This is a genomic window from Nocardia sp. NPDC058499 (genome assembly GCF_042719915.1).
In the GTDB taxonomy this organism is placed as follows: domain Bacteria; phylum Actinomycetota; class Actinomycetes; order Mycobacteriales; family Mycobacteriaceae; genus Nocardia.
Genome location: NZ_JBHXMZ010000007.1, coordinates 151,211 through 162,700, shown reverse-complemented (window position 1 = coordinate 162,700; position 11,490 = coordinate 151,211). Strand labels below are relative to the sequence as shown.

Here is an 11,490-nt window from a genome sequence, read left to right as displayed (position 1 = left end):
CCGGTGAGCTCGATCGCGTAGGAGGAGAAAATGGCCGCTGCCACAGAAGAGAAGCCGGCTCGGGCCGACACCGACACCGACACCCGGGCTACCGATAGCGGTACACGGAAAACTCTCACCTTGGCGATCCGGCTGCCGACCGTCCTGACAGCGCTGGCGATGGCCACCCTGCTGACGCTGTCGATCGTTTTCGGCTGGCTGTATTTTTCGGCGCGCTCCACCCTGTCGGACCGGGACGCGATTGCGGCCGACGAGAAACACGCCGAAAATATCGCGTCGAAGTACGCCGTCGACGCGTCAACCATCGACTACCGCGACGTCAAGGGCTGGATCGCCCGCCTCAAAGCGGGCACCAGCCCCCAACTGGCGGCGAAATTCGACGCCACCGCACCGCAGCTCGAACAGATCCTGCTCCCCCTGCAATGGACCTCCCAGGCCACACCGCTGTCCGCCGACGTCATCTCCGAATCCGGTGGTATCTACAAGGTCAACGCCTACCTCAACGTCACCTCCACCAGCGCGCAGAACCCCGACGGGGCACAAACCACGGTCACCTACTCTCTGACCATCGACCGCAACGCGGACTGGCAGATCACCGACGTCGGCGGCCTGCAGAATGCGCTACCCACCGAATGAGAAATGCTGAGCAGCAATCGGTCCGAGCGCTGGCCGACCCGCGGAGGTTCGCCGATCTGCTCATCGACGCTGTGACCCGGGCCGATCGGTCCCGGATCACCAGGTGCGGGACGTATGGATCGCACGCCGGCGCCGGCCACGGCGCTCGCAACAGCGTTCGTGGTCAGGTCCAGTCTCGTGCCTCGAAGACCGGCCGGTAATCGTGAGCCCAGCGCTCGAACGTGGTGGCGGGGCGTCCGAGTAGTTCGGGCAGCTGGTCGGTGGATGTGTCGTTGCGACCGAGCCGGGTCAGCGTGTAGACGATCGTCATGAAAAGCACGGTGTCCCAGGACACGCCGCGGCCGAACATGCGAATCCAGAAGCGAGGCAAGGACGGACGGGTGTAGCGCACCGGCCGGTCCAATGCCCGGGAAAGCAGGCGCGCTGCCGAATCGAGGTCGAGTTGCTGTGGTCCGGTGAGGGTGTAGGAGCGGTCGCGGTGGAGTGACGGGTCGGTCAGCACCTGCACCACGACTGTGGCGACATCGCGGGAATCCAGGAACGTCGTGACACCGTCGCCGCCGGGGATGAAAAGCTCACCACGGTCCATGATGTCCACGCCGTGTGTGGAGACCTTGCGGCACAGGTTCTGCATGAAGAACCCACAGCGCAGGAATGTGTAGTGCGCGCCCGATGCTTCGATATGGCGTTCCACCGCGTAGTGCGGAACAACCTTCTGCCGATCCGCGCCGGGTACCGATATGTACACGATATGGCGGCACCCGGCTGCGACCGCCGCATCGATGAACGGTTTCATCCGAGTTGTCACGGTGCGCGGGCTCGGCAGGGGAAACAGCAAGAACAGCGTGGTCACACCGTCGAGGACTGGACCCCATGTCGTCCGATCGTCGTAGTCGAACGCCACCACCGGCGCCTGCGGTGCGTCGAGCCGGGCACGGGTGCGCTCCACCGAATGCGCCGCGATCCGGAACGGCCACGCGGTCTCGCGTTCCACCATCAGCCGGGCGACCTCGGCGCCCACATTGCCGGTGGGGCCCGTCAAAACAATCACGACAGGATCTCCTCTGCGCTTTCGCGGGCGCGGTTCCGGATACACGAAACGCTCTCGCCCAGTTGCTGTTCGTTCTCCCCCGGCACCCGCTCCGCGATCGCCGCAACGGTGCTCAGCACTCCGTGGTGAGCAGTGTGCCGGATACCATGGCGATCTGGGCGACGGCGCGATCGATGGGCCCGGTGGGCTGGAACAGGTGGCTCAGAACCAGGCGGACGATCGCTTCGACTCGGGTGCCGAATTCGTCGTCGGTGAGATTCCCGAGGCCGTAGCGGTCACGCAGGATGGCGGTGAACGCGGCGCAGGCGCGGCCCAGGACCGGTTCCGGTTCGGTCATCAAGGTGGGGAGCAGGGTGGTGTCGGCGCCGGAACGGCCCGCCAGGACCACCTTCAACAGTGTGTTGTCGGCTGCGGTGCGCAGGGTGAATTCCGCGGCGGCGGTGACCCCGGCGAGTAGATCCTCCGGTTCGCCGGCGACGGTTTCGGTGATGCCCGCGAGGAAGGTCTCGAGTTCGGCGGCGACAACGACTTCGGCCAGATCTTGTTTGGTGCCGATCTCCTTGTAGAGCACCGGGCGGCTCACGCCGACCTCCTTGGCCACGCGCGACATGTTCACCGCGCCCCAGCCCTCGGTGCAGACGAGCCGGCGCGCGGTGTCGATGACGCGGGCCCGCAGCAGCAGGCGCATCTCGCTCTGAAAGTTCGGCGTTCCGGCCACGGTTACGACTCTACATTAGGAGAGACCCTGTCCCATCATTGACAAATGATCCAGGCATGTCTGTAATGAATACACTTCTTCAAAAAGTGTAAACGGTCGAGTTCCGGCGGCGAGATCCGGAAGTGCGGCCGCCCGCGTTCGGAAGGGTGAGGTGGGCGACGATGACGACGTCCGAGCCGGTATCGCGCGACGCAGCGAGCGCGCAGTGGCGCGACCGCAAACGGTATTTATGGTTGTTCGGTCTGGTAGCGCCGACGGCACTGGGCCAAGCCGCCGCGCTGGTGTGGATCTTCAACGCGCTGGGGTGGCAGGCAGTGGCACCGGTGTGGTGGTGGATCGGACCGTTGCTGGTCTACGTGCTGTTACCGCTGCTGGATCTGTTCTTCGGGCCGGACGGCCAGAACCCACCGGATGAGGTGATGGAGCAGCTCGAGCACGACCGGTACTACCGCTATTGCGTGTACGCCTTCATTCCGTTCCAACTCGCCTGCCTGGTATTCGCCGCCTACCTGTGGACGGCCTCCGATCTGTCCTGGCTCGGTATCGACGGCGGGCTCGGCCTGTGGTCGAAAATCGGGGTGGCACTGAGTGTGGGCGTCATGGGTGGGGTAGGGATCAATACCGCACACGAGCTCGGCCACAAGAAGGAGCTGCTCGAACGCCGGCTGTCGAAGATCTCCCTGGCACAGACCGGCTACGGGCACTTCTACATCGAACACAACCGCGGCCACCACGTACGGGTCGCCACCCCGGAGGATCCGGCCAGTGCGCGGTTCGCCGAATCTTTCTGGCGCTTCCTGCCGCGCAGCGTATGGGGCAGTCTCCGTTCGGCCTGGGCGCTGGAACGCACACGGTTGAAGCGCACCGGCAAGGGACCGTGGACCCTGCGCAACGATGTACTCAACGCCTGGGCGATGACTGTAGTGCTGTGGGGAGCGCTGGCGGTGGTATTCGGCCCGGGTGTGCTGCCGTTCCTGCTGATCCAAGCAGTGTATGGATTCTCGCTGCTGGAAACAGTGAACTATCTCGAGCACTACGGCCTGCTCCGCCTGCGGACAGCTTCGGGCCGTTACGAACGATGCACCCCGGAGCACAGCTGGAACTCCGACCATATCGTCACCAATATCTTTCTCTACCACCTGCAACGGCACAGCGACCATCACGCCAACCCCACCCGCCGCTACCAGACCCTGCGCAGTATGGACGGCGCCCCCAGCCTGCCGAGCGGCTACGCCAGCATGATCACCCTGGCGTACTTCCCGCCGCTGTGGCGCAAGGTGATGGACCACCGGGTGCTGGACCACTACCGCGGCGATATCACCCGCGTGAACATCCAGCCCGGGAGACGGAACCAGGTGCTGGCTCGTTACGGAGCCGTGAGCTGATGGCCGTATACGCCTGCCCCGTCTGCGATTACCGCTACGACGAGAGTATCGGTGCACCCCGCGAGGGTTTCCCGGCAGGCACCGCCTGGTCGACGGTGCCCGACGAATGGTGCTGTCCCGACTGCGGAGTCCGCGAAAAACTCGATTTCGACCCGTACCCGTGACGAAAGGACATTGATATGAACACCGGCTACAAGCTGTACCAGTGCGTGCAATGCGGTTTCGAATACGATGAGGAGCTCGGCTGGCCCGAGGACGGTATCGCGCCCGGCACCCGCTGGGAAGATATCCCCGAAGACTGGTCGTGCCCGGATTGCGGCGCCGCGAAAGCCGATTTCTTCATGGTCGAGGTCAGCCGCACCCGCTGATCCCCCATATCGTGGAGGCCCGACCACAGATCCTCCTGGCCGAGTCCGTCCTGCTGATCGGCGCGTTCGTCCCCACCCTCACCCTCATGCCGACCGCCGGCGCGCTCGCCCGCACCGGCCATCTGCAGTTGCCTCTCGTGATCACCGTCGCCGCGGCAGCGGTGGTGCTCGGCGATTTCCTCTCCCGTCGGACCGGACGTCTCGCCGCCACGCAACAACTTCACTCACAGCGGACACTGAATCCGCGAGTCCCGCCATCGAATTGACGGTGAACTGCGCGAAATCCGGCATCGACGTGAAGGTCGAACGGGACGGATGGCAACCAGTGACCATCACCTCACGCCGCTATCCCGGCGACGCCGGCTGCCGCCTGCATATAGTCAGGATTTCCCGCGCCGGGTAACGCGTCCTCTCGGTCCACCGGAGACTCAGCCGGCACCTTGCTCGTCATCCCGGCGTGCGCAGCGATACGAGTCGAAGCACAGTGGTTCCCGAACCGGCGGGCGGCCGTCGGACGAGGCCGGGATTCGTCGACGGATGCTCGCGTAAGCCGGCGGCAACGCCCAGCGGTATCGGCGCTCGGCTCAGCTGAACTCGGACCGGAACCGATCCCCAGGATCGCAAGGGGTTTGGAGGTAGCGTCCGGGCGTGGTACCGACGGTCCGGCGGAACGCTGCGAGGAACGCGCTGGCACTCGTGTATCCCACGGCATGCGCGGCCTGGGATACCGTGCAGCCCTCGGCGAGGAACGGGAGGGCGGCGCGCAGCCGCATATGGGTGCGCCAACGGTCGAAGCTCATCCCTGTGTCGCGAACGAAGAGTCTGGTCAGAGTCCGCCTGCTCACTCCGATGGAATGTGCGTGCGCTTCGAGACTGCGGGAGTCCGCGGGGTCGGCGATCAGGGCGTCGGCCACGGCGCGTACCCGTTCGTCCACGGGCTCCGGCACGTCGATCGGCAGCGCCGGTACGGGGTGCAGCAGATCCAGCACGACCGCCTCGGCGCGCAGTCGCGCGTCCGCGGTGAGATCCCGGCGGGTCAAATGGGTGATCAACTGGGCCAGCAGCGTGTCGACGCCGACCGCGGTGGGCTCGGCCCAATCCAGCGTGCATCGCGCCGGGTCGAGATAGAGGCTGCACAGCACCGCGTCACGGGTGGCGCCGGTCCGGTGCACTACTCCCGCCGGCAACCACAGCGCCCGGGTCGGCGGCAGCACCCAGTACGCATCGCCGACGGCAACGCCGAGTACCCCGCGACGCGTCCACGCCAGCTGATGGTGGGTGTGACTGTGGGCGGCGATCCACTCTCCGGATGTCAGCTGGAATTGCCCGACGATGATCACTCCCCCGTCGGGCGGGTCGAAGGAATGGGTGGAGTCGAGCATGACGACAGCTTATGTCCTCAACGCGATACCATTCGGCCTCGCCGCGTATTGTGGCCAGCACCTGTCGGCACATAGCGTCGATGAGTGCTGAAAACCATTTCGTATCACCATATTTGGTGCATATCCGCAAAGTCTGGGCATCGACTATGCCGTCGGTGACCGCTTCCGCCGGCCCCGGGCGACGCCGCGCGGCGCTGGTAGTGCTCTGTTTCGTCCAGTTCATGCTGGTCCTGGACGACACTGTGGTCAGCGTTGCCCTCCCCAGCATCCGCGACGAGCTGGGATTCAGCGGCCCGGGGCTGGTCTGGGTGGTCAACGCCTACTTCCTCGCGTTCGGTGGATTGCTGTTACCGGCCGGGCGTGCGGCCGACCTGCTCGGCCGCCGCCGCGTCTTTCTTCTGGGAGTGGCGCTGTTCGGTGCCGCCAGTCTGGGGTGCGGGCTCGCCCAGCAGCCATGGCAACTCGTGCTCGGACGGTTCGTTCAGGGAGCGGGCGCGGCCATGGCAAGTCCCGCCGCACTGTCGTTGATCACCCTGTTGTTCCCCGGCGCCGCGGAACGTACGCGGGCACTGGGCATCTGGGGCGGGATCGCCGCCCTGGGCGGCACAGCGGGCTTGGTGATCTCCGGCCTGCTGACCGACCTTGCTTCCTGGCGTTTGATCTTCCTCATCAACCTGCCGGTCGCGGCGGTGGCCCTCGTGCTGCTGCCGCGCCTGACCCCGGAAAGCCGCGCACGTCATCGGACAGGTCTGGACATACCCGGGGCCGTTCTGGGCACCGGCGCCGTAGTGTCCCTGGTCTTCGGACTACTGCATGCCGGTGAAACGAACTGGACAGATCCCACCGTCATCGCTGCCCTGTTGACGGCTGCCGTTTTGACCGCCGCTTTCCTGACGGTGGAATCGAAAGTGGCTCAGCCGTTGGTACCGAAGGCGTTCCTCGCCGACCGGACGCGTTCGGTCGCCAACGCGGCAACCCTGCTGTTCTCGGTGGCCTTCTTCGCCATGGCCTTCCTGCTGATGATCCACTTGCAGACGGTCCTCGGATACAGCCCGTTGCAGGCCGGTCTCGCTTATCTGCCCTACGGCGCCGGAATCCTCGCGGGAATGCAGCTGTGCCCGCACATGAGCACGCGGCTCGGGATGCGGTGGGCGATGACCCTGTCCTTCCTGATCAGTTCGGCCGGGCTGCTGATGCTGTCCGGTGTGGCGGCGGGCGATCCGTACACCACGGGCGTACTGCCGGGCATGCTCGTCACCAGTCTGGGATGCGGGCTGACCTTGCCGCTGCTGGCGGCGGCCGCGGTCACCGGCACCACAACGGAGAACGCCGGACTGGGCTCTGCGTTGTTCAGCTCCGTGCAACAGATCGGTGGCGCCATCGGGGTCGCGGTACTGGTAACTGTGGCCGAACGGCACAGCGGTACCGCAACCGGGCCTGTTCGCTCACAGGGCTTTTCCTTCGCAGTCACGATCGCCGCCGCCATCCTCTTCCTCGGCGCCGTCCTCATCGCCACGCTGCTTCGAACTCACCGCTCGACGGCACCCTCCGCCGTCACCCACACCGATGGGGTATCGGCAACAGGACAGGGCTGACCGTCGGCCGAGCAGCTACTGATGCAAGATCCGACGAGCCTCTCTACAGGTCATCAGGCAGCAGCCGGAACGCGCTGTGCCCGGTCAGCGGCCGCATCAAGCCCCGGACTACTCCGGGTTGCGGGCGAGGGCGTCCGGTTGTGCGCTCTTATCCACAGAATCCCACTGGGCAAGAGCTGTGCGTAGGGTCGCGACGAGTGGGAGTGGCTGATCCATCATCGGGTGATGGCCCGCGGCGGCCAAATCGACGACCGTCGCGGGATGTCCGAACAATCCCGCGATCTCCTGAGCCCGCTCAAAGGTCACCAACCCGAACTCGCAACGGATGTAGAGCACGGGAGCCTCCACCGCCTTCAGTGAGCTGAGAGGTGGGATACGCCCGTGTTCCAGACGTTTACGCAGCATCTCGGGATCGAACTTCCAGACCCAGCCAGCGGGGGTCTTGCGCACCGATTCCCCGGCCACATGCCGCGCCACGTACGGGAGCAGGACGGCTTGTTCGGGCACCGTACGGAATCGTTCGCAGATCTCGTCCTTGGTCGGGTAGGTCTTCGGTTTGCGGCGGAGCTGCCCGACGAGAGCATCCCGGGGCGGCTCACTGATCGGTGAATCGATGATCACCAGACCGGCGACCGATTTCCGGTGCCGTGCCCCCACCACGGCTGTCACCCGGCCGCCCATACTGTGCCCGACGATATACGGCCGTCCGGCGATCCCCCCGGCCTCGGCGGCGGCCATCACCTCGTCGGCCCAGCCTTCGATCGGGTAGCCGGCGCGCACGCCACTGTCACCGTGGCCGGACAGATCCAGCGCCACCACACGATGCGTGGTCGCCAGCAACGGAGCGATATGGTCCCACCAGCCCGAATGCGCCGATCCGCCGTGCACCAGAACCACCCCGGGGGTTCCCGCCCGACCCCAGCAACGCAGATGAACCGCTCCCCCGTCGACCTCGACCTCACGATGTTCGGGCAACTCCGCGATGGCCGCGGTGAACCATCCCGGAGCCGCAACCACCTGCTCCGCCGTCACAGCCATCGCCCTCTCCTTCGCCGCAGACCAACCCCACGGACCATATCGCTGCCGGCCGGCCCCCGATCACCGGCGCCGGTGCGGGGACCCGGGTCTGCAGCGCAGGACGTCGGCAGCCTGCAGTCGGGCGAAGTCACCGGGCTTCGCGATCACGGCGGCCCCCGGATACTGTCGGCGTCTCCGGTTCGGTCCTGCGGCCGGCGGCGTCGGTAGTATCGGAGCTACGGCCGATACCGGCCGCCCACCCATCAGGCGAGCGCAGCCACGGGAGTGTGGGAGATGAGCGCACACGAGGGTCTGAGCCTGCCGCGGTTGCCCCGCGGTGCGCGACTGCTGCTGATCGGCGGAGTCGGGTTCCTCGTGTTCCTGCTCGTCGTCGCACGACTGGTCGGTGTCTATACCAGCTGGTTGTGGTTCGGTGAGGTCGGTTTCCGCGAAGTCTGGCGCACCGTGCTGTTCACCCGCATATCGCTGTTCGTCGTGATCTCGGTACTCGTGGGGGGTGTTCTCTTCGCGGCGATGTGGCTCGCGTTCCGTTGTCGACCGCTGGTCGCCCTCCCCCGGACCGAGGACTACCTGCTGCCCTATCGCACCACAGTGTTGCGGCGACCCCTGTGGTTCGGGCTGGGCATCGCCGGCGGGATCGGGGTGATCAGCGGGCTCATCGGCCAGTCACGATGGACGACCGTACAACTGTTTCTGCACGGCGGATCGTTCGATATCCGCGATCCCGAGTTCGGGCACGATATCGGCTTCTACGTCTTCGACCTGCCGTTCTACCGGCTCGTGGTGACCTGGCTGCTCGTGGTGATCTTCCTCGGCTTCCTCGCCGGTCTGGCGACCCACTATCTGTTCGGTGGCCTGCGGCTCTCCGGTGGGCGCCCGGGTCTGAGCCATCCTGCCCGCGTCCAGCTGGTGGTGTTCGCCGGGCTCTTCGTCCTGATGAAGGCCATCGCCTACTGGTTCGACCGGTACACGCTGCTCGCCGGGGACAGTCAGGAGCCCACGTTCACCGGGGCCGGGTACACCGATATCAACGCGGTGCTGCCGGCCAAGCTCATCCTGTTCGCGATCGCCTTGATCTGCGCCGCTGCCTTTTTCTCCGCCGTCGTGGTCCGGGATCTGCGCATCCCCGCTTTGGCCGCCGCGATGCTGTTGTTGTCGTCGATCCTGGTGGGCGGGGTCTGGCCGCTGGCGGTGGAGCAACTCTCGGTCCGGCCGAACGCCGCCGATAAGCAACGTGTCTACATCGAACGGAATATCACCGCGACCCGGCAGGCGTACGGGATCGGTGGCGACCGCGTCGAGTACCAGCCGTACCCGGGTATCGGGACCCGGCCGCCGCCGGAGGTTCCCGCGGATGCGACGACCCTCGCGAATGTTCGTCTGCTGGACCCGAATGTGCTTTCGCGGACCTTCACCCAGCAGCAGCAACTGAAGAATTTCTACAGTTTCCCGGAGAACCTGGATCTGGACCGCTACCGCATCGACGGGCAACTACGCGACTATGTGGTCGCGGCGCGGGAACTGACCCCGGAGGCGCTGAGCGGTAACCAGCGGCATTGGGTCAATCGGCACACCGTCTACACCCACGGCAACGGGTTCGTCGCCGCCCCGGCCAACCGCGTCAATGCCGCGGTCCGCGACGCCGCCGGCGATACCGAGAGCAGTAACAGCGGCTATCCGATCTACACGGTCAGCGATATCGCCACCGGCGCGACCGGTAACCAGCTGATTCCCGTCGATCAGCCCCGGGTCTACTTCGGTGAGGTGATCGCCGCGGCCGACCCCGATTACGCGATCGTCGGCGGCGGCACCGAACCGCGCGAATACGACACCGACAGCACGAAATACACCTACACCGGCGCCGGTGGTGTCCCGATCGGGAACTGGTTCAACCGCCTGGCCTTCGCCACCGCCTACGCCGAACGCAACATCATTTTCTCCGGTGCGATCGGCCCCGATTCGAAGATCATCTTCAACCGGGACCCGCGGCATCGCGTGGAGCTGGTCGCCCCCTGGCTGACCACCGACAACAACCCGTACCCCGCGGTGGTGGACGGCCGGATCGTCTGGATCGTCGATGCGTACACCACGATCGACGGCTACCCCTACGCGAAAACCGGTTCGCTGGAGGCCCTCGCCCACTCCGGCGACCCCGCCGCCGGTCCGTTCGAGGAGATCTCCTACGCACGCAACTCGATCAAAGCCACCGTCGACGCCTACGACGGCACGGTGACCCTCTATCAGGTCGATCACGACGATCCCGTCCTCGATGCGTGGATGAGTGTTTTCCCCGGAACCGTCGAACCCGAGGAATCGATCAGTGACGAGCTACGGGCCCATTTCCGCTATCCGGAGGATCTGTTCAGCGTCCAACGCGAGATGCTCGCGAAGTACCATGTGAACGAACCGCGAGAGTTCTTCACCACCAACGCCTTCTGGTCGGTACCCAGTGATCCGACCGTCGATACCAACCCACACCAGCCCCCGTTCTATGTCCTGATGGGGGATCCGCAGACCGCACAGCCGTCGTTCCGGCTGGCCAGCGCGATGGTCGGATTCAACCGGGAGTTCCTGTCCGCCTATATCTCGGTCGATTCCGACCCGGGCGACTACGGCCGTTTCACCATCCTGCAACTCCCCACCGACACCCTCACCCAGGGGCCGCAGCAGATCCAGAACTCGATGATCTCCGATACCCGGGTGGCGTCCGAACGCACCCTGCTGGAACGGTCGAACCGCATCCAGTACGGGAACCTGCTCACCCTGCCGATCGCCGAGGGCGGCATCCTCTACGTCGAACCGCTGTTCACCGAGCGGATCTCGACCACACCGAACGGGTCGACCTTCCCGCAACTCGCCCGGATCCTCGTCAGCTACCGCGACCCTGCCACCGCCGGCGTCCGCGTCGGTTACGCCCCCACTCTCGCCGAGGCACTGGACCAGGTATTCGGCGCCGAAACCGGAAACCTCGCCACCGCACCCGGCGGAAGCCCCGCGGCGCCCCCGCCCCCCGGCCGGCCACCATCGGCACCACCACCACCGCCCGAACAGGCCCCGCCACCGCTGGACGAGGCGACGATCACCGAACTGAATGCCCAGATCGAGGCCATCCGAGATGCGCTCGACCGGATCCAGCAGCAGCTGAACGGCCCTGGTGGGTGACGAACCCAGCCGAACGGGGCCCATGGGACGGCACCTCGTGCCGGGGCTCACCGTGTGCGCCGGCGCCGGCTGTTCACCGGCCCCGATGGTGTGTCGCCGGCCACTTCCAGTGAGCGAGAATCAGGGGATGCGCCGCTGCCGGGCGACCATACGCT

At 65.9% G+C, this 11,490-nt stretch carries 11 protein-coding genes; 7 read left to right on the top strand and 4 right to left on the bottom strand.

What is annotated here, in order from left to right:
• Window positions 1–30: 30 nt before the first annotated feature.
• Window positions 31–636: a hypothetical protein gene (locus ACFWPH_RS22095; protein ID WP_378753870.1), complete on the top strand. Its 606-nt coding sequence runs from the start codon at window positions 31–33 to the stop codon at window positions 634–636.
• A gap of 163 nt (window positions 637–799) precedes the next feature.
• Here the strand turns inward: ACFWPH_RS22095 and ACFWPH_RS22090 are convergent, their stop codons facing one another.
• Entirely contained in the window at window positions 800–1,687 is an 888-nt protein-coding gene (locus tag ACFWPH_RS22090; protein ID WP_378753868.1) for an NmrA family NAD(P)-binding protein, read from the bottom strand.
• Between the two features lie 112 nt (window positions 1,688–1,799).
• Entirely contained in the window at window positions 1,800–2,405 is a 606-nt protein-coding gene (locus ACFWPH_RS22085) for a TetR family transcriptional regulator (protein WP_378753866.1), read from the bottom strand.
• 161 nt (window positions 2,406–2,566) lie between these two features.
• Between ACFWPH_RS22085 and ACFWPH_RS22080 the strand changes: the two genes are divergently transcribed.
• The 4 genes from ACFWPH_RS22080 to ACFWPH_RS22065 are packed head-to-tail and all read left to right on the top strand — an operon-like array spanning window position 2,567 to window position 4,424.
• A complete protein-coding gene (locus ACFWPH_RS22080) occupies window positions 2,567–3,790 on the top strand; it encodes an alkane 1-monooxygenase (protein WP_378753864.1) in 1,224 nt (407 codons plus the stop codon).
• A complete protein-coding gene (locus ACFWPH_RS22075; protein WP_378753862.1) occupies window positions 3,790–3,954 on the top strand; it encodes a rubredoxin in 165 nt (54 codons plus the stop codon). Before ACFWPH_RS22080 ends, ACFWPH_RS22075 begins: the two co-directional genes overlap by 1 nt.
• A gap of 15 nt (window positions 3,955–3,969) precedes the next feature.
• Window positions 3,970–4,158: a rubredoxin gene (locus ACFWPH_RS22070; RefSeq protein ID WP_378753860.1), complete on the top strand. Its 189-nt coding sequence runs from the start codon at window positions 3,970–3,972 to the stop codon at window positions 4,156–4,158.
• An 11-nt stretch (window positions 4,159–4,169) separates the two neighbouring features.
• Window positions 4,170–4,424 carry a hypothetical protein gene (locus ACFWPH_RS22065; protein ID WP_378753858.1) on the top strand — a complete coding sequence of 85 codons (255 nt, stop codon included), beginning with the start codon at window positions 4,170–4,172 and terminating at the stop codon, window positions 4,422–4,424.
• Between the two features lie 318 nt (window positions 4,425–4,742).
• On the opposite strand, the gene ACFWPH_RS22060 is transcribed toward ACFWPH_RS22065, so the two are convergent.
• Window positions 4,743–5,540, bottom strand: a complete 798-nt coding sequence (locus ACFWPH_RS22060) for an AraC family transcriptional regulator (RefSeq protein ID WP_378753856.1) — start codon at window positions 5,538–5,540, stop codon at window positions 4,743–4,745.
• Window positions 5,541–5,695: 155 nt separating this feature from the next.
• On the opposite strand from ACFWPH_RS22060, the gene ACFWPH_RS22055 reads away from it, so the two are divergent.
• Window positions 5,696–7,135: an MFS transporter gene (locus tag ACFWPH_RS22055; protein ID WP_378753854.1), complete on the top strand. Its 1,440-nt coding sequence runs from the start codon at window positions 5,696–5,698 to the stop codon at window positions 7,133–7,135.
• Window positions 7,136–7,243: 108 nt separating this feature from the next.
• Here the strand turns inward: ACFWPH_RS22055 and ACFWPH_RS22050 are convergent, their stop codons facing one another.
• Window positions 7,244–8,173, bottom strand: a complete 930-nt coding sequence (locus ACFWPH_RS22050) for an alpha/beta fold hydrolase (RefSeq protein ID WP_378753852.1) — start codon at window positions 8,171–8,173, stop codon at window positions 7,244–7,246.
• Between the two features lie 273 nt (window positions 8,174–8,446).
• Here ACFWPH_RS22050 and ACFWPH_RS22045 point away from each other — a divergent pair, with 273 nt between their 5' ends.
• Window positions 8,447–11,335: a UPF0182 family protein gene (locus ACFWPH_RS22045; protein ID WP_378753850.1), complete on the top strand. Its 2,889-nt coding sequence runs from the start codon at window positions 8,447–8,449 to the stop codon at window positions 11,333–11,335.
• Window positions 11,336–11,490: the final 155 nt, after the last annotated feature.